Below are 16715 nucleotides of genomic sequence, written 5' to 3'. Positions count from 1 at the left end.
TGTTTGCGTCATTGACCGCCCTGCCTTGTTTCGCAAACAGCCACGCGCATTTTAGGCAAACTTTTCGCAACAGCGCCAAAAACCTGCCGAATTGGGCGGTCATCTTAGGGTCAAGCGGGCATCAGACCCGACCACCTAGACCGAGCAGAGGATCACCGCCCATGACCAAGACCCGTTTCATCAAATCCGTCATCGCCACCGCCGACGCGAACGCGACACCACAACTGCCATGGGCACGGGGCAAGCGGCGCGCGGCTTTCATCGCCAAGCGTCAGGCGGCACAAAACACCCGCAAATCGGCCTGACCATTCCGCAGGGCGCAACCCGCCCTGCGAATCAAAATATGGCGCGCTGGCGACAAGCTGCGGCAACAATTTCCCCTTCAGGCGCATCATTGATGCGCCTTTTGTGCTTAACGTCGCCCTTTTCTTGACAATGTTTAGGCGAATTAAACATTATCCCTCATTACTTTGACACATGGCGAATGCCCATCTGTCGTCGTCGGTGGGGGCCGACACGGATGTGACCAGAAAGATTGAGGTTACATATGACAATGAACGCTGCCCTACACATGCCCCGCGCGCATGACGTTTCTGCCCGCGCCGCACGTATTTTTGACGTCGCTTCGCTGCGCGCTGACGGAAGCCGCAGTATCTCGACCTTCAAGGCGCCTGCGACGGCGCTGTTTGAATCCGCCTTCTCAGCCTTTGCACGCGGGGTCAGCCTAGCCACCCCCAGCGGTCAGATCGCGATCGAGGATCTGATCCCCGGTGATTTCGTGAACACATCTTCTGGCGAACCCGCGCAAGTGATCTGGATCGGATCGTCCAGCTTTGTGCCTGCGGACGTGAATCGCCGCATGCCGCTGATCCGGATCATGGCCGACAGTTTCGGTCAGGGCCGCCCGTCGTCCTTTGTCACGGTCGGACCTGCCGCACGTCTGCTGCAAACGCCACCCCATCTGCGCGGAGCGACGAACGGCGCGCCGATGCTGACGCCGGTGCGGGAATTCGTGGACGGCGTCAATGTGATCGAGGTGACGCCGCCAACGCCCGTGCGCCTGTTCCACATCGTGCTGTCACGCCATGCGGCAGTCGATGTGGGCGGCATGATGATGGAGACATTCCATCCCGGCATGGCCGGAACGCGCAACGCAACCCACGCGCAACGCGATCTGTTTCTGTCGATGTTTCCGCATATCTCGCACATCTCGGATTTCGGACCGCTCGCACATCCGCGCGCGCCAGAGGTCGAGATGGTCGCCTGACGGCCCGCCCGTTCGCGATCAGGCCGATCTGGACAGGCGCGCCTCCAGCACATCAAACGGCACGCCAGGGGCATCCTTGGCCTGCCGGATCACCAGCGATGTCTTGACCGATTCCACGTTGGGTGTGGTCAGCAACTCGCCGGTCAGGAAACTTTGGAAACTGGACAGGTCGGGCGCGACGCATTTGAGGATGAAATCCACCTCGCCGTTCAGCATGTGACACTCGCGCACCAACGGCCACGCGCGGCATTTCTCTTCAAAGGCGCTCAGATCGGCCTCGGCCTGACTAGCCAGCCCGACATTGGCGAAGACCTGTACCTCAAAGCCCAGCACATGGGCATCCACATCGGCATGATAGCCGCGGATATATCCCGCCTCTTCCAGCGCACGCACGCGGCGCAGGCAGGGCGGGGCCGAAATGCCGACCCTGCTGGCGAGTTCCACATTGGTCATGCGGCCGTCGGCCTGCAATTCAGCTAGAATCTTGCGGTCAATTGGATCGAGTCGCGTACTGGCCATCTGCATCCCCTTATTTTTCGGATGTTATAGCAGAGCCCAAGGCGTGCGCAATATTGTTTCACTTTCGCGCAACAATCGTAAAAATCTGCGGAAATCACGTGTTTCTCACCCCCGCGTGAAGCCGCAAAATCGGGGTTCAAACCACGCCCCGTCGCGTCTATATCGGTAAGGCTTTTCACCCCCCGCAGGAGGCTTTTCATGCCCGACACAAGACGCACCAAAGTTCTGATCATCGGGTCCGGCCCAGCGGGATACACGGCAGGGGTCTATGCCAGCCGCGCCATGCTTGAGCCTATTCTGGTGCAAGGCATCGAACCCGGCGGTCAATTGACCACCACAACCGAAGTCGAAAACTGGCCCGGCGATACCGAAGTGCAAGGCCCTGACCTGATGGTCCGGATGGAGGCACACGCCAAGGCGATGGGCTGCGAGATCATCGGCGACATCATCAGTTCGGTCGATTTCTCCAAACGGCCCTTCGTCGCACAATCCGACAGCGGCACCGAATATGTGGCGGATGCGATTATCCTTGCCACCGGCGCGCGCGCCAAATGGCTGGGCCTGCCGTCGGAAGAGAAATTCAAAGGCTTTGGCGTATCGGCCTGCGCCACCTGCGACGGGTTCTTCTATCGCGGGCAGGAAATCGTTGTGATCGGGGGCGGTAACACCGCTGTCGAAGAGGCGCTTTTCCTTACCAACTTCGCTTCCAAGGTCACGCTGATCCACCGCCGCGACGAATTGCGCGCTGAGAAGATCCTGCAAGACCGTCTGTTCAAGAACCCCAAGATCGAAACCCTTTGGCATCACCAACTGGAAGAGGTCTATGGCTCGGACAACCCGATGGGTGTCGAAGGGGTCAAGGTCAAGCATGTGGACACCGGCGCGATCACCGACATCCCTGCCAAGGGCGTGTTTGTTGCAATCGGCCACGCGCCTGCCAACGAATTGGTCAAGGATGTGCTGGATACGCATATGGGCGGCTATGTGGTCACCAAACCCGACAGCACCGAAACCTCGATTCCGGGCGTGTTCGCGGCGGGCGATCTGACCGACCACAAATACCGTCAGGCGGTCACTTCGGCCGGTATGGGCTGCATGGCCGCACTAGAGGCTGAACGTTTCCTTGCCGAACACGGGTTGGATGAGGGCAAGGATGTGTCCGAACCTTTGGGATACGGCGCGGTCGTCGAATAAAACCCCCGCCTCGGCTGTTTACCCTGTACCGGCCCACATCAGACCGGATCAGGGTGACTATTTCACGGCGCACGCAACCGCGCCGTGATTGACCCCCATCCGGTCGCGGGCCACTGTGGCGCAAACGGACAGGGGCAAGGCAAATGACGACACATGTGCTGTGGCGCGGCGGCTGGAGTGCACGGCTGCGCATCCTGTCCGGCCTGATCCTGATGCTGTATGTTCTGCTGCATTTGCTGAACATCGCGTCGGTCCTGATCTCGCCCGCCTTTGCCGACAGGTTTCAGGATATCCGCCTTGGCATCACCCGCAGTCGCCCTGCCGAGCTGCTTCTGGCCCTCGCCCTTGGCACCCATATCGTCCTGACCCTGTCCAAGCTAGTACGGCGGCGAACCCTGCGCCTGCCGCTGGTGGACTGGGTGCAGATCCTGATGGGTCTGGCCATTCCGCTGATGCTGTCGAGCCACATTATCTATACCCACATCGCCCATGAGACGCAGAACGTGGACACGCGGCTGGCCTATCTCACCTCGCTGATCTGGGGCAGCAAGGATGGCTGGATGCAGCCCCTGTTGCTGCTGGTGACGTGGCTGCATGGCTGTATCGGCGTGCATATGTGGCTACGACTGTCGCGGTGGTGGCGCAAGATCACGCCGTGGATGGTGGGCCTTGCCGTGTTTGTGCCCACTGTGTCCCTTCTGGGCTATGTCACCTCGGCTCGGATGGTGGCCCTGCGCCTTGCCAATCCGGAAGCCAAGGAACTGGCCCGCACCCTGTGGGGCTGGCCCGATGCCTACGGATTTGCGCAACTGGCCCGCATTGATGCAACGACCGACAGAGTGATTATCGCGGCCCTTCTGGCGCTGCTGGTTGTCATTGTGCTGCGTCGCCTTTGGGCTGCGGTGCGCAAGCCGGTACGCGTCACCTATATCGACGGGCCAACCGTGCGCGCGCCGCGTCACCAGACTGTGCTTGAAACCTCGCGCAGTGCGGGCGTGGCGCATACCGCCCTGTGTGGCGGGCGCGGGCGCTGCACCACCTGCCGCGTGATCGTCGAGGCGGGGATCGAGGATTTGCCCCCGCCCTCTGACGCCGAGCGGCGCACGCTGGCCGCCGTAGGTGCGCCGCCCAATGCCCGCCTAGCCTGCCAGATGCGCCCCAACAGTCCGGTAAGCGTGTTCCGCGTCTTTGCCCCCGATGGCAAACGCAGCCGTGCCCACGCCAGCCAAGGCAAAGAGGCGCGGCTTGCCGTGCTGTTTCTGGACATGCGCGGCTTTACCGCCCGCACGGACGGGCAGTTGCCCTATGACGTGGTCTTCCTGCTGAACCGGTTCTTTGACAAGATCGTGCCGCCCATTCTGGGCGCGGGCGGCACAGTCGACAAATATATGGGCGACGGGCTGATGGCGGTGTTCGAAACTGCCGATGCGCAAAGTTCAGGCCGCGCCGCGCTGCGCGCCGTCGAAGGGATCGGCCACGCGTTGGAGGTTTTCAACCGCGCACTGGAAGAGGAAGGCGCACCACCGGTGGCCATTGGCGTCGGCGTGCACCTCGGCACCGTGGTGCTGGGGGAAATCGGTGCCGCAGGGCGCGCGCCCCGCACCTTGATCGGGGACACTGTGAATGCCGCATCAAGATTGGAAAGCGGCACGAAGGAACTTGGCGTGCAGGCGCTCGTCTCGCTTGATGTGCTGTCGGCGGCGGGCGCGACGGTCGATGACAGCGCCACGGTCCAGATGGAATTGCGCGGACGCGACACGGCGCTGGCCGCCCTGAAAGTAAAGGATGCGACACGGCTGGGTGAGCTGATCGACTACCCCTGACGCGCCCCCCCTGCCCCCTTGGCACTGCACGGGATAGGCGTTGCGCAATCACAACACTGTGTAAAATCGACAATTTGACCAAGTTTGTTCTTTGGTGAACAAACTTTCTGTGACATGCGTTCACGCGTGAACAAACCCTGAGTCGATGACATGCCCAGCGCACCATCAAAATCAAGCTCTGACCGCGACGATCAGCTTTTCCGGCTGCTGCGTCAGCTTGATATTGCCCCAAGCGGGTCGCAACGCGCAACCGCGCAAGCGGTTGGTGTGTCGCTTGGGCGGCTGAATGCGCTATTGCGCGATGCCACGGCGGCAGGGTTTGTGAAAGTCGGCGCACATGACGGCGCGGACAAACGGCAACGATACTCCTATGCCCTGACCACACGTGGTGCGGGCGAAAAAAACCGACTGACGACCCAATTCCTTGCCCGCAAGTTTGCGGAATACGACGCGCTCTATTCGGAACTCACAGGCACAACCACAGGCTTCAATCCTCTCAACCACAGGACCAAATTGATGGAAAATAACCTCGCCCCTATTCCGGAGCTTTTTGTCTCTTATGACAGCGCGCAGAAACTGAAAACCGAAGCGGGCGATCTTGTCAGCTGGGATCTGACACCGCGCCAGATCTGCGATCTGGAACTGTTGATGAACGGCGGCTTCAACCCGCTCAAGGGCTTCCTGACCCAAGCCGACTACGAAAGCGTTGTGGACACCATGCGCACCGCCGATGGCGCGCTGTGGCCGATCCCGATCACGCTGGACGTGAACGAAGAATTCGCCAGCAGCCTCGAAGTCGGTCAGGACATCGCCCTGCGTGACCAAGAAGGCGTGATCCTTGCGACCATGACCGTCACCGACAACTGGAAGCCGAACAAGGCGCACGAGGCCAAGATGGTCTTTGGCGCAGACGATTCCGCCCACCCCGCGGTCAACTACCTGCACAACACCGCCGGTGCGGTCTACCTCGGTGGCCCCGTCACAGGCATCCAGCAGCCTGTGCACTATGACTTCCGCGCCAAGCGCAACACGCCGAACGAATTGCGTGCCTATTTCCGCAAGATGGGCTGGCGCAAGGTTGTGGCCTTCCAGACCCGCAACCCGCTGCACCGCGCGCATCAGGAACTGACGTTCCGTGCCGCCCGCGAGGCACAGGCCAACCTGTTGATCCACCCCGTTGTGGGCCTGACCAAACCCGGTGACGTCGATCACTTCACCCGCGTGCGGTGCTACGAGGCGGTGCTCGACAAGTACCCGCAGGCAACCACCTCCATGTCGCTGCTGAACCTTGCCATGCGTATGGCGGGCCCGCGCGAGGCGGTCTGGCACGGCCTGATCCGCAAGAACCACGGCTGCACCCACTTCATCGTTGGCCGCGACCACGCTGGCCCCGGCAAGAACAGCCAAGGCGAAGATTTCTATGGCCCCTATGATGCGCAGGATCTGTTCCGCGAGCATCAGGAAGAAATGGGCATCGAAATGGTCGATTTCAAACACATGGTCTGGGTGCAGGAACGCGCCCAATACGAAGCCATGGACGAGATCAAGGACAAGGACGATATCACCATCCTGAACATCTCGGGCACAGAACTGCGCCGCCGTCTGGCCGAAGGTCTGGAAATCCCCGAGTGGTTCTCCTTCCCCGAAGTGGTTGCCGAACTGCGCCGCACCAAGCCGCCGCGCAACAAGCAGGGCTTTACCGTGTTCTTCACCGGTTTCTCCGGTTCGGGCAAATCCACCATCGCCAACGCCCTTATGGTCAAGCTGATGGAAATGGGTGGCCGTCCCGTGACACTGCTGGATGGTGACATCGTGCGTAAGAACCTGTCGTCCGAACTGGGCTTCAGCAAGGAACACCGCGATCTGAACATCCGCCGCATTGGCTATGTCGCGTCGGAAATCACCAAGAACGGCGGCATCGCCATCTGTGCGCCCATCGCGCCCTATGCCACAACCCGCCGCGCCGTGCGTGAAGAGATCGAAGATTTCGGTGCCTTCGTCGAAGTGCACGTTGCGACCTCGATCGAGGAATGCGAACGCCGTGACCGCAAGGGCCTGTACAAGCTGGCGCGCGAAGGCAAGATCAAGGAATTCACAGGGATCTCCGACCCCTATGACGTCCCACAAAACCCCGAGCTGAGCGTCGAGACAGAGAATGTCGACGTGGACAACTGCGCGCACCAAGTGCTGCTCAAGCTGGAAAGCATGGGCCTGATCTCGGCCGACTAATGGCACGACGGGGCGCACCACAGGTGCGCCTTACATCGAAACGACCCCGTAAGGCGCACCTGTTGGTGCGCCTTTCTCTATCGCGCCGGTGGCCCTGTCCTGCAATTGCAACACAGAGCCTGCAATCCGTGAATTCAATCTAAAATTGTTGCTTAGGCCTTTGGCAAGTCCTACGCTATGAAGCAGGTCAAATTGAAAGTCGAACAATGTCCCAGCGCTTTGTAAAACACTTTTTTCAAACCATTTTTGCCGCCACACTTCTCGTTGCAACAGTTGATCGCGCGCAGGCTCAATGCGTTACCAGCTGTGGAAACGACCTGTCGGACCTTCCGTTTGTGTCCGCCACGACGACCAACAATCTGGTCAGCGACGCGCTGTCCCATGCCGCAAACAGCGGCGCCCTCCCTGATCGCGCACGCAATCGGGCCTCCTTTGCCTTTTCGAGCAAGCGCGCAGCCCCAGTTGATCCATGGAGCGGCTGGGCCTCGGCGTCGGCGCGCGGCTTTGACGGTGATCTGGATGGCGACGGTCAGGTAGTGACCTTTGGCATCGACAAAGCCTTTGGTACCTCGCGGGTCGGCTTTGTTTTGTCCTATGGCACCTACAGCGTCACCGACACGTTATCGACGCAAATCGATACCGACAGTGTCAGCTATGGTCCGTATTTCATGACACAGTTGAATGACACGTGGTCTTTGCAAGGCTTTGCGCTGTTTTCCGACCCCGACTACACTGTTGGCACCACATCATTTTCCAACGACCGGATCAGTGGCGGGCTGACGCTGGGCGCCGTTTACGAGGTCGGATCGGTGGTGATGGCGTCTTTTGTCGGCGTCAACGCTTTTTCTGAAGATCAGCCCGTCGTGGGCCTGAACCCTGCGCGGACACTCTCGGGGACATCGCTCAAGGTCGAAACATTGGTCTATTTCCAGCCCCAGGGCCCGCTGTTGCCATATGTCGGCGTTTCGCTTGACCTCAACCGCTTTGATGACGGTCTTGGCAACACGACCACCAATCTGGCCCCGCGCCTGTCGGCGGGTTTCGAGACGACGGGCGACAACGGCACCTTTACCATGGACTTCGATGTGGGCGAGGTCGCGGACGGCACGACCGACTATGGCATCAACCTAGGGTATTACGTGCAGTTCTAAGGTTAAAGCCGCAGCGTGCCGCTCATCAACACATAGGCCTGCCCGCCGACCTCGACACCGCTGATGGCATCGCGCGCCCCCAGTACGCGCACCTGCGCCTGCCCCGGACGGTTCAGCCCATGACCCTGTTCGGCGGTAAATTCGGGCACGGGGATCAGCGCTTCGGACCACAAATAGGCAGCCATGGCCCCTGTGGCCGACCCTGTGAACGGGTCTTCGGGCGGGCTGGGCGGGGCCAGCAGCAGGCGTGCGAACGTGTCGCCCTGTTCGGTCGCGCCAGACAGTGTGACCCAGAACGGCTCCATCATATCCGACCCATCGAGGCCGAGATGGGCAAGGTAGGCGTCAAAACCTTCGGAATCGAACCGCACCGCCTCAAGCGTGGCACGGTCTTTGACCACTGCGATGCAGAAGGGCAATCCGATCGACACAATGCGCGGCGGGTGCACGATATCCTGCGCGTCGATCCCGCCAACGGCGGCGACAACCTCGGCCGGCACATGCGCGCCGAAGGTGGGTGCGATCTGGGTCATCGTCACGGAATTGCCCACCACCACGACCGACACGATGCCCGCGCCAGTTTCCAGCCGCAACACCCCGTCCGCGATCACCCCGCGATGGCGCATCGCCGCCACCGTGGCCACCGTCGGGTGGCCCGCAAAGGGGATTTCACGGCTGGCAAGGAAGTATCGCACGCGGATATCGGCAACATCGGACGGCCCCGTGAACGTGCATTCCACAAGGGAGGTTTCGCGCACGAAAGCCATGCAGGTTGCGTCGTCCAGCCCCGCGCCGCCATGCACCACGGCACAACCATTGCCCCCGAATGCCCGATCCGAAAACGCATCAACCCAATCGACGTCAAACATCAACTCTCTCCCTCTGCAAACCTGTATGCGGCCACCAGATCATCACGCATCACTTCGAACATGGCCTCGAATTCGGCCAAAGGCATGCCAAATGTCGCCTCGAATGCAAAGGTCCAACTGTCCGCCGTGCGCAGGGCCGCAAAATACTCGAACAGCGCCGCCCGACCAAAGCGCGCCCCCAGAAGATCGGCGGCGTATTGCCCGACGTCATAATCTGCGGTACTGCGGACCCGTGCGCGCAGGCTGGCCAAAGGGATGGCGTCCTGTTTCACCACCCGCCTGTGCGTGCCGACCGAACGTTCGGTGAATCGTGAGCGGGTGGCAAAGAACTCCTCCTCGAACACCTCTGCCGCACCCTCAATCAGCCATTTGGGGCCGAGCGTACGTTCGCCCGAGGGCAAGACGGGGCGCGCATGCACCCCGGCGAGTTCGCCCTGAAGACCATGCACAAACTCGTGCGCGATGATGCGGGTCCACCATGTTTGGTTCTGTTCCCCCCATGCGGCGTCATAGGCCGCAGGTGGCGCAGCGCAAAACACGGCAAAATCACGGAAGGCGACGGCGCGTGGATTGGTCTCACTACCGCAGGGCGTTGTGCGGAGCGCAGCCAGAACAGCCGCAGGGGCGCGCAGACCTTTGGCAGCGTCGTGCAGGTCTTGCGCGTTTTGCCCCGCGATGAAACTGAATGATCCGACAAGATGCTGGCCGTAAAGGCTGGCGAAATAAGCGCGGCTCTCGGCCACCCCCTGCCGCATAATCGTTTCCAGACCACCGGCACTAAGGGTCGGTGGCACAACGATCAAATCCGGGCGCCGCGATGGCCAGAAGGCCGCGAGCGATGCATCGGACAGGCCGAGTTCCTTGCACCAGATCGCAGCACTATGGAGCGTCAGTTCGGGTAAATCATCCCGCGTGATCGCCGCTGCGGCCTTGGCCGTGCGCGGTCCGATCACGGTGGGGTCGGCATCGACGCTGTGACCCATATGGGCCAATTGCGACGTCACACATGGCACATAGCCCTGCGCACAGGCAGGACCGACCAGTAAGGCCAGCAACATCCCTGCCGCTGGCCATAATCGCATCAGTGAAGCGGTTGCGGCGCGTAGTCGTTCTGTACCGCCAGCGCAAAGGCCAGCTTGCGATCCGCCACGAGGGCCAATTGCTGTCCTTCGGCATCGTGCACGGCAAACAGCTGTTCCAGCCCGTCCGCCTGATCGCGCACTTCACGGGGCAGGTCGGTCACGGCCACCGATTTCACATAGACCATGCGACCCACATCGGCATTCAAATCAAAGGCTTTGTTCATCACTTATCCTTTCCGTATGTTGATGGTCTGAACGATCGTCTCGGGTTTGCTGCGCGTCAGATCGACATGTAGCAGGCCGTTTTCCATAACAGCTTCGCCGACGTCCACGCCTTCTGCCAATACAAAACTGCGTTGAAACTGGCGCGCGGCAATACCGCGATGCAAAAATATGCGCCCTTCGGTGTCTTCGGTCTGGCGGCCACGGATCACCAACTGGCGGTCTTCGACCGTGATGGAAAGATCGTCCTCGCCAAATCCGGCCACGGCCAAAGTGATACGGTAGGAATAGTCAGAGGTCTGTTCGATATTGAACGGCGGATAGCCTTCGCTACCCTTGGCAGTGCGTTCCAGCAGCCGTTCCAGTTGCTCGAATCCCAGCATGTGGGGATAAGAGGCCAAAGTCATCTTCGTCATGCGACACGTCCTTTTAAGATCAAGCGACAGTCAGGAATCCACCCCGTCATCGGCAGCGGATGACATGAATATGGGCAGAATATCCGCGTCGAACAAGGGGTAGGCGTATCGCGGCCCGCCGATTATATTGAGAATTCTGCAACTGCATGGAATCACTCACATGAACGCTCCATCGGATATGTCGATGAAATCCGACGATGTGCTGGCTTACGAGCTTGAGGTGTTCCGCGCCGAGCATCGCGATCTGGACGCCGCTATTCGCGCCCTGCAAGAGATCGGCACAGCCGACCAGTTGACCATCCAGCGCCTGAAGAAGAAAAAACTGCAACTCAAGGACCGCATCGCGAATATCGAGGATCGTTTGACCCCTGATATCATTGCCTGATTTCCACTTTTTGCGCATCCGGTCCGCGGCCATTGCCTGCCCGCATGATCCGTCTATAGTGCGCGCTTTCACCACGACTACAATGCGCGCTTTGTGCGTGACGGGGCACATCACATGACAGACACCTCCCCCCCTGTGGGCATCATCATGGGCAGCCAATCGGACTGGCCCACAATGCGGCAAGCAGCCGATATTCTGGACGAGCTGGGCATCGCCTACGAGGCGCGGATCGTGTCCGCCCACCGCACGCCGGACCGCCTGTGGGATTATGGCAAGACAGCAGCCGATCGCGGCTTGCAGGTCATCATCGCAGGCGCAGGTGGTGCCGCGCACCTGCCGGGCATGATGGCGTCCAAGACGCGGGTGCCGGTGGTGGGCGTTCCGGTCCAGACCAAGGCGCTGTCCGGTGTTGATTCCCTGTATTCCATCGTGCAGATGCCGCGCGGCTTTCCGGTTGCGACCATGGCCATTGGCGCGGCGGGGGCGGCGAACGCGGGCCTGATGGCCGCCGGTATCCTCGCCCTGTCCGATCCTGCATTGGCAGAGCGGCTGGACGCATGGCGCGACGCCCTGTCCGATTCCATCCCAGAGGTTCCGCAAGATGACTGACCCCCTGCCCCAAGGCGCAACCATCGGCATCCTTGGCGGTGGCCAGCTTGGCCGCATGCTCAGCGTCGCGGCCAGCCGCCTCGGCTTTCGCACCCACGTCTATGACCCTGCGCCCAACCCGCCTGCGGGTGATGTGGCGCATCTGGTGACGACCGCCCCTTACGAGGACAGCGACGCCCTGTTCGCTTTTGCCAGCACCGTCGATGTCATCACCTACGAGTTCGAGAATATCCCGACCCTGTCGCTCGACACGCTGGAAGAACACGCGCCCATCCGCCCCTCGCGCGAGGCGCTGCGCGTCAGTCAGGACCGTCTGGTCGAAAAGGACTACCTGTCGCAACTGGGTCTGCGCACCGCGCCCTATGCGGATGTGCCTGATGCGGCAGCGCTTAGCGTTGCCCTTGCCGATATCGGCGTGCCTGCGATCCTGAAAACCCGCCGCTTTGGCTATGACGGCAAGGGACAGGTGCGCATCACCGCGCCCGCGGATGCCGAAGCCACCGCCGCAGACATGGCAGGCGCGCCCGCGATCCTCGAAGGGTTTGTCGATTTCAGCCACGAGGTTTCCGTCATCGCCGCACGCGGTCTGGACGGGGCCGTCGCCTGTTTTGATCCGGGCGAGAATGTGCACAAGGATGGCATCCTGCACACCACCACCATCCCTGCCCGCCTCAGCGCGTCGCAGCGCACCGATGCGATTCTGATCGCGGCCAACATTCTGAACGCGCTGGATTATGTCGGCGTCATGGGGGTTGAGCTGTTCGTAACCCCTGCGGGCCTCGTGGTGAACGAAATCGCGCCACGTGTGCATAATTCGGGCCACTGGACGCAGAACGGCTGTGCCGTGGACCAGTTCGAACAGCACATCCGCGCCATCGCGGGCTGGCCTTTGGGCGACGGCAAACGTCACAGCGATGTGGTGATGGAAAACCTGATCGGCGATGATGTGGACCGTGTGCCTGATCTGGCCCGCGAGCCGTCAACCGCCCTGCACCTTTATGGCAAGGTCGAAGCACGCGCCGGTCGCAAGATGGGCCATGTGAACCGCATCACGACCTAGGCCACGCCCCTTAACTGCGGCGTTCGGAACCCCTTACGCCGCAGCGACAAACCGCTCGGCCACATCGCCGGACATGAACGACACCCGCCCGGCCGAAATGGTGGCGGCGACGCGGTCCTGCGCATCCAGCACCACCAGATCGGCGCGCTTGCCTACGCCAAGATCGCCGCGATCCGTCAATCCCAAGACGGCGGCAGGGCCAGCGGATACCAGCGCCCATGCCTCGGCCAGTTCCAGCACGCCAGAGCGCACGAGGGACAGCGCCGCGCGGCGCGGGCTGGGGTAGTGGTAGTCAGAGGCCAGCGCATCCGCCAGTCCCATGCTGACCAGATCAAGTGCCGAAACATTGCCCTTGTGCGACCCGCCGCGCACCAGATTGGGCGCACCCAGAACGATGTGATGGCCTGCGGCGCGGGCGGCCTCGGCGGCGTCCTGCGTTTCGGGGAACTCGGCCACGTCTGCCCCGCGTGCGGCCCATGTGGCGCGCCCTTCGGCAGTGTTGTCATCATGGCTGCCCAACTGCACGCCCGCCGACCGAAGTGTTGCGCACAGCGGTCCCAGCAAATCCTGCGCCTGCGCGACATTGGCGTGCAGGTCGAGCAGCATCTGGAAATGTGCGTCAGGGTTACGCCCCGCCTTCAGCGCTTGGCCCGTCAGGCGCGGCGGCTTGCGCCCCTCGGCCAGACGGTCGTGCGGCAGGTGATCATTGAACACCACATATTCAACGCCCCATTCCGCCACGCGGGCGGGCAGTTCGGCATAGAGGTCGATCAGGCTGACCTCGAACCGCAGTTGCGGGCGCAGATCAGTAACCATGGTCGGCCCCACATCGCGCAGGGTGGAAAAGACCTGATCGGCAAACTCAAGGCTGCGCAATCCGCCTTCCCAACTGACGAACTGGGCCAGAACGCCGGTGGTGATTCCGTTGGCGGCCAGTTCGGCCTCAACCGCGATCAACCCTTCGGCCATCTGCTTCATCGCGCCACGGCGCGGGGCCACATGACGTTCAAACCCGTCCCCATGCACATCGACGATGCCTGGCAAGACGCGATACCCGCTCAGGTCCACCGCCCGCCCTACTGGGGCGTCCGCGATCAGCCCACCGTCCAGCGACAGGGGCGCATCGGACAGGCCATGGGGATGGAGGGTTTCCGCTCCGACAAGGTCAATCTTCAGCACTGTTCGCTCCAACCAGACAGGCGCCTTCGGGACATCCCAACTGTTCCAGCACCTCTTCCACCCAGCCAAGTTCACGGTCGAATGACCCACTGCGCAGGAAGGTGATCGTCTGGGTGATGACGTTGGGGTTGTTCATCATGAACGTGTGGGTGACGGGCATCACGATATGATCGGTCTGCCCCGCTACGAGGGTCGAGATCACCGCCACCTTGCCATCATCCGGCCCGGGCAACAGGGACGAGAAATAGGGGTTCAGCGACTGGTTGCCCGCAATGATGCCGACCGGATAATCCACTGCTGGCAAACTGTGCGGCAGGTTGTCCGCCCCCGTTCCCAGTTGCGCGCCCGCAGGACCGTTGAACCAGCCAAAGGCGGCGATGTCGCCCAATTCATCCACCACTTCGCTGCCACGGTTGGGCGGGGCAAGCATCACCACACGCCCAAGGTTGTCGGGACGCGGCTGTGTCGCAAGCCAGTAGCGCACCAGAATACCGCCCATCGAATGGGTCACGAAATGCAGCGTCTCGTCCCCGCATTCCGCAATGGCGGGGGGCATCACTTCGGAGGCGAGGGTTTGTACCGTTTCGGTGGTCGACGGATAGCCGGGCCGCACCACGGTATAGCCTTCGGCGCGCAGCGCGCCTTCCATCACCAGCAGCGATGTTTCGGACCGCGCCAGCCCGTGCAACAGCACCACGCAGTCGGCCTGCGCCACGCGGGGCAAGGCCGTCGCCGCCACAAGGGCAAAGAGGGTGACAATCCGTTTCATATACCGTGAGATAGTCGCAACCCGCGTCCTATGGAATGGGACGATTTGAAGTAATGGAAAGAAAACGCCGATGCGCCCGAAATCCCCCCGCCTTGCCGTGCGTGCGATCATCGTCGAAGAAGGGCGTCTGTTGATGGTGAACGCGTGGCCCGACGGGCAAAGCCCGTTGATGTGCGCCCCCGGTGGCGGGGTCGAGGTGGGCAGCAGCCTAACCGACAATCTGGCCCGTGAAGTGTTCGAGGAAACTGGCCTGACCGTCGACGTGGGCGCACCCTGCCTTGTGAACGAATTCCACGACCCCGCAGGCACGTTCCATCAGGTCGATATCTACTTCCACTGCACAATCTCGGCCCGGTCCGCCCGCCCCGACCAATGGACCGATCTAGAGGCCATCGTGACCGAAAGGCGCTGGCTGACCCGCGCCGAACTGGCCGCGACACCGCACAAGCCCGACAGCCTGGGCGACGTCGCCTTTGGCCAAGGCGGGATCAGCTACGACCCGCTTGAGCCACTGGTGCGGTAACCGCCAGCGCGATGCCCCCCAGCACGAGGATGGCCGAGGCGAGAACCGTCAGCGTCACCGCCTCGCCCAACAAGGCTGCACCTGCGGCGATGGCGATCACAGGGACGCTTAGTTGGATCACGGCGGCGCGGCTGGCACCCAGTTGCGGCAAAACGTGATACCACAGCGCATAGCCAAGGCCCGACGTGACCGCCCCTGACAGGATGGCCAGCGCAATGCCCGACGGGGCGGCGGTCAACCCGTTGCCCATCAACAGAACCAACAGCATCGGCAGGGCCACCACAAAATTCGCACCAGTCGCCGCCAAGGGGTCGCCCGCGCCCTTGCCCGCTAGCGTGTAGATTGCCCAGCCAAGGCCCGCGATCACCATCAGCACCGCGCCCACCGTATCGCCCGCCCCTGCCCCGTCCTGCGGCCAGAGGGCAAAGACCAGTCCGGCAAAGGCGATGGCAGCCCCGCCCAACTGCCGCACCGTGGGGGCCGCGCCGCGCAAGCTGGTCCAGCCGAACATGGTGATCTGCACCGTGCCGAACAGGATCAATGCGCCCAAACCCGCATCCAGCGTCACATAGGCTAGCGAAAACCCGATCATATAGGCCGACAGGCTTGCCGCCCCCAAAAGCCGCCCCTTGGCCGCGATGGGCAGGCCCCCGCCGCGCACGGTCAGGATCATGCACAGCACCACGGCCCCCGCCAGAACACGGATCATCGCAAAACTGCTGGGATCAATCGACCCACTGTCCACGGCCAGCCGGTTCAGCACCGAATTGGCCGCAAAGGCGATCATGGTAAGGGCGGTTAGAAGGATCAAACGCATCTTCGGCTCCTGGCGGGGGCGCATCTGCGCGCCGTGAATTGAAGGGACGGAACGGCCACGCGCGTTACCCGCCCGTGCCGCGCCATGCGCGGAAGGTGCGCAGCGCACGGCCCAGAAACACACCCGCCGCACCGGCCACACATGTCGCGAACAGGGCCGAGAACACAGCGCCTTCATAGGCTTGTGCCGCCACGCTTTGCACAACACCAGCGGCAAAGTTCGACCAGAAGATCACCATGACGCACACAAGCGTGATCCACTCACCACGCAGCAGAACATAGCGCCCCTCGACATCCGTGATCAGACGCCCTTGCCTGCCATAGGCCCAGACCGCCCCCGCCACATATCCCGCAACGCCGAAGCCAAACGCGATATCGGCACGCGGCAGGTTGGCGATACTGTTGAGGCTCAGCAAACCCAGCAACGGAATAGCGAGGTTGAGAAGAACCGGAGAGCGGCGCGGACGGCTTGCCGCCAGCCCGAGCACGATCAGCCCGACCAGCAAAGGCCACACCCAGACAGGCGCATTCATCCAAATGCCAAGAAGGATCTGTTGTACCACATGCGCCCCGTTCAAATCTGCCCTTCGCATAGCCGAGGG

The 16715-nt window shown here is 61.9% G+C and carries 19 protein-coding genes; 10 read left to right on the top strand and 9 right to left on the bottom strand.

Annotation, left to right across the window (positions count from 1 at the left end; all coding sequences use genetic code 11):
• The first annotated feature begins 161 nt into the window (after window positions 1-161).
• On the top strand, window positions 162-305 hold the full coding sequence (locus AC6GQJ_RS15190; RefSeq protein WP_500769741.1) for a hypothetical protein: 144 nt from the start codon (window positions 162-164) through the stop codon (window positions 303-305).
• A 242-nt stretch (window positions 306-547) separates the two neighbouring features.
• Window positions 548-1267: a Hint domain-containing protein gene (locus AC6GQJ_RS15185; protein WP_500769739.1), complete on the top strand. Its 720-nt coding sequence runs from the start codon at window positions 548-550 to the stop codon at window positions 1265-1267.
• Between the two features lie 18 nt (window positions 1268-1285).
• On the opposite strand, the gene AC6GQJ_RS15180 is transcribed toward AC6GQJ_RS15185, so the two are convergent.
• Window positions 1286-1786: an Lrp/AsnC family transcriptional regulator gene (locus AC6GQJ_RS15180; RefSeq protein WP_500769738.1), complete on the bottom strand. Its 501-nt coding sequence runs from the start codon at window positions 1784-1786 to the stop codon at window positions 1286-1288.
• A 198-nt stretch (window positions 1787-1984) separates the two neighbouring features.
• On the opposite strand from AC6GQJ_RS15180, the gene trxB reads away from it, so the two are divergent.
• The 4 genes from trxB to AC6GQJ_RS15160 all read left to right on the top strand — a co-directional run bounded on the left by trxB (window position 1985) and on the right by AC6GQJ_RS15160 (window position 8183).
• On the top strand, window positions 1985-2980 hold the full coding sequence (gene trxB, locus AC6GQJ_RS15175; RefSeq protein ID WP_500769736.1) for a thioredoxin-disulfide reductase: 996 nt from the start codon (window positions 1985-1987) through the stop codon (window positions 2978-2980).
• Window positions 2981-3123: 143 nt separating this feature from the next.
• Window positions 3124-4803, top strand: coding sequence for an adenylate/guanylate cyclase domain-containing protein (locus tag AC6GQJ_RS15170; protein ID WP_500769734.1), 1680 nt, complete (start codon window positions 3124-3126; stop codon window positions 4801-4803).
• Window positions 4804-4953: 150 nt separating this feature from the next.
• A complete protein-coding gene (locus AC6GQJ_RS15165) occupies window positions 4954-7032 on the top strand; it encodes a bifunctional sulfate adenylyltransferase/adenylylsulfate kinase (RefSeq protein ID WP_500769732.1) in 2079 nt (692 codons plus the stop codon).
• A 335-nt stretch (window positions 7033-7367) separates the two neighbouring features.
• Window positions 7368-8183 (top strand): hypothetical protein, encoded by an 816-nt coding sequence (locus AC6GQJ_RS15160; RefSeq protein WP_500769730.1) that lies wholly within the window; start codon window positions 7368-7370, stop codon window positions 8181-8183.
• A gap of 2 nt (window positions 8184-8185) precedes the next feature.
• Here AC6GQJ_RS15160 and AC6GQJ_RS15155 read toward each other — a convergent pair whose 3' ends face one another.
• The 4 genes from AC6GQJ_RS15155 to AC6GQJ_RS15140 are packed head-to-tail and all read right to left on the bottom strand — an operon-like array spanning window position 8186 to window position 10772.
• On the bottom strand, window positions 8186-9052 hold the full coding sequence (locus tag AC6GQJ_RS15155) for a PhzF family phenazine biosynthesis protein (RefSeq protein WP_500769728.1): 867 nt from the start codon (window positions 9050-9052) through the stop codon (window positions 8186-8188).
• On the bottom strand, window positions 9052-10110 hold the full coding sequence (locus AC6GQJ_RS15150; RefSeq protein ID WP_500769726.1) for a hypothetical protein: 1059 nt from the start codon (window positions 10108-10110) through the stop codon (window positions 9052-9054). Before AC6GQJ_RS15150 ends, AC6GQJ_RS15155 begins: the two co-directional genes overlap by 1 nt.
• A 23-nt stretch (window positions 10111-10133) precedes the next feature.
• Entirely contained in the window at window positions 10134-10358 is a 225-nt protein-coding gene (locus AC6GQJ_RS15145) for a DUF1150 family protein (protein WP_500769724.1), read from the bottom strand.
• A 3-nt stretch (window positions 10359-10361) separates the two neighbouring features.
• Entirely contained in the window at window positions 10362-10772 is a 411-nt protein-coding gene (locus tag AC6GQJ_RS15140) for an Hsp20 family protein (RefSeq protein ID WP_500769722.1), read from the bottom strand.
• Window positions 10773-10932: 160 nt separating this feature from the next.
• Here AC6GQJ_RS15140 and AC6GQJ_RS15135 point away from each other — a divergent pair, with 160 nt between their 5' ends.
• The 3 genes from AC6GQJ_RS15135 to AC6GQJ_RS15125 all read left to right on the top strand — a co-directional run bounded on the left by AC6GQJ_RS15135 (window position 10933) and on the right by AC6GQJ_RS15125 (window position 12826).
• Window positions 10933-11157 carry a YdcH family protein gene (locus tag AC6GQJ_RS15135; protein WP_500769720.1) on the top strand — a complete coding sequence of 75 codons (225 nt, stop codon included), beginning with the start codon at window positions 10933-10935 and terminating at the stop codon, window positions 11155-11157.
• A 114-nt stretch (window positions 11158-11271) separates the two neighbouring features.
• Window positions 11272-11766, top strand: coding sequence for a 5-(carboxyamino)imidazole ribonucleotide mutase (gene purE, locus AC6GQJ_RS15130; protein WP_500769718.1), 495 nt, complete (start codon window positions 11272-11274; stop codon window positions 11764-11766).
• Window positions 11759-12826, top strand: coding sequence for a 5-(carboxyamino)imidazole ribonucleotide synthase (locus AC6GQJ_RS15125; RefSeq protein WP_500769716.1), 1068 nt, complete (start codon window positions 11759-11761; stop codon window positions 12824-12826). The genes purE and AC6GQJ_RS15125 overlap by 8 nt, the downstream gene beginning before the upstream one ends.
• 33 nt (window positions 12827-12859) lie before the next feature.
• On the opposite strand, the gene AC6GQJ_RS15120 is transcribed toward AC6GQJ_RS15125, so the two are convergent.
• Both AC6GQJ_RS15120 and AC6GQJ_RS15115 read right to left on the bottom strand, forming a co-directional pair.
• Window positions 12860-14002: an alpha-D-ribose 1-methylphosphonate 5-triphosphate diphosphatase gene (locus AC6GQJ_RS15120; RefSeq protein ID WP_500773943.1), complete on the bottom strand. Its 1143-nt coding sequence runs from the start codon at window positions 14000-14002 to the stop codon at window positions 12860-12862.
• Window positions 13992-14774, bottom strand: coding sequence for an alpha/beta hydrolase (locus tag AC6GQJ_RS15115; RefSeq protein WP_500769714.1), 783 nt, complete (start codon window positions 14772-14774; stop codon window positions 13992-13994). Before AC6GQJ_RS15115 ends, AC6GQJ_RS15120 begins: the two co-directional genes overlap by 11 nt.
• Window positions 14775-14844: 70 nt before the next feature.
• On the opposite strand from AC6GQJ_RS15115, the gene AC6GQJ_RS15110 reads away from it, so the two are divergent.
• Complete coding sequence (locus AC6GQJ_RS15110) at window positions 14845-15297, top strand: NUDIX domain-containing protein (RefSeq protein ID WP_500769712.1); 453 nt, start codon at window positions 14845-14847, stop codon at window positions 15295-15297.
• Here the strand turns inward: AC6GQJ_RS15110 and AC6GQJ_RS15105 are convergent.
• Window positions 15263-16114, bottom strand: a complete 852-nt coding sequence (locus AC6GQJ_RS15105; protein ID WP_500769710.1) for a DMT family transporter — start codon at window positions 16112-16114, stop codon at window positions 15263-15265. The two genes, AC6GQJ_RS15110 and AC6GQJ_RS15105, sit on opposite strands and share 35 nt — an antisense overlap.
• A 64-nt stretch (window positions 16115-16178) precedes the next feature.
• On the bottom strand, window positions 16179-16676 hold the full coding sequence (locus AC6GQJ_RS15100) for a hypothetical protein (protein ID WP_500769708.1): 498 nt from the start codon (window positions 16674-16676) through the stop codon (window positions 16179-16181).
• Window positions 16677-16715: the final 39 nt, after the last annotated feature.

Source organism: Tateyamaria sp. 7Alg 36 (genome assembly GCF_059882455.1).
Note: the sequence above shows the minus strand (reverse complement) of the source record. Positions and strands in the feature narration are given on the sequence as shown.

What these genes read in the sequence shown, in the direction of transcription:
- AC6GQJ_RS15170 (WP_500769734.1), top strand. Translation starts at nt 3,124, where the DNA reads ATGACGACACATGTGCTGTGGCGCGGCGGCTGGAGTGCACGGCTGCGC.
- AC6GQJ_RS15165 (WP_500769732.1), top strand. Translation starts at nt 4,954, where the DNA reads ATGCCCAGCGCACCATCAAAATCAAGCTCTGACCGCGACGATCAGCTT.
- AC6GQJ_RS15145 (WP_500769724.1), bottom strand. Translation starts at nt 10,358, where the DNA reads ATGAACAAAGCCTTTGATTTGAATGCCGATGTGGGTCGCATGGTCTAT.
- trxB (WP_500769736.1), top strand. Translation starts at nt 1,985, where the DNA reads ATGCCCGACACAAGACGCACCAAAGTTCTGATCATCGGGTCCGGCCCA.
- AC6GQJ_RS15125 (WP_500769716.1), top strand. Translation starts at nt 11,759, where the DNA reads ATGACTGACCCCCTGCCCCAAGGCGCAACCATCGGCATCCTTGGCGGT.
- AC6GQJ_RS15115 (WP_500769714.1), bottom strand. Translation starts at nt 14,774, where the DNA reads ATGAAACGGATTGTCACCCTCTTTGCCCTTGTGGCGGCGACGGCCTTG.
- AC6GQJ_RS15185 (WP_500769739.1), top strand. Translation starts at nt 548, where the DNA reads ATGACAATGAACGCTGCCCTACACATGCCCCGCGCGCATGACGTTTCT.
- AC6GQJ_RS15180 (WP_500769738.1), bottom strand. Translation starts at nt 1,786, where the DNA reads ATGGCCAGTACGCGACTCGATCCAATTGACCGCAAGATTCTAGCTGAA.
- AC6GQJ_RS15190 (WP_500769741.1), top strand. Translation starts at nt 162, where the DNA reads ATGACCAAGACCCGTTTCATCAAATCCGTCATCGCCACCGCCGACGCG.
- AC6GQJ_RS15150 (WP_500769726.1), bottom strand. Translation starts at nt 10,110, where the DNA reads ATGTTGCTGGCCTTACTGGTCGGTCCTGCCTGTGCGCAGGGCTATGTG.
- AC6GQJ_RS15135 (WP_500769720.1), top strand. Translation starts at nt 10,933, where the DNA reads ATGAACGCTCCATCGGATATGTCGATGAAATCCGACGATGTGCTGGCT.
- purE (WP_500769718.1), top strand. Translation starts at nt 11,272, where the DNA reads ATGACAGACACCTCCCCCCCTGTGGGCATCATCATGGGCAGCCAATCG.
- AC6GQJ_RS15105 (WP_500769710.1), bottom strand. Translation starts at nt 16,114, where the DNA reads ATGCGTTTGATCCTTCTAACCGCCCTTACCATGATCGCCTTTGCGGCC.
- AC6GQJ_RS15140 (WP_500769722.1), bottom strand. Translation starts at nt 10,772, where the DNA reads ATGACGAAGATGACTTTGGCCTCTTATCCCCACATGCTGGGATTCGAG.
- AC6GQJ_RS15110 (WP_500769712.1), top strand. Translation starts at nt 14,845, where the DNA reads ATGCGCCCGAAATCCCCCCGCCTTGCCGTGCGTGCGATCATCGTCGAA.
- AC6GQJ_RS15155 (WP_500769728.1), bottom strand. Translation starts at nt 9,052, where the DNA reads ATGTTTGACGTCGATTGGGTTGATGCGTTTTCGGATCGGGCATTCGGG.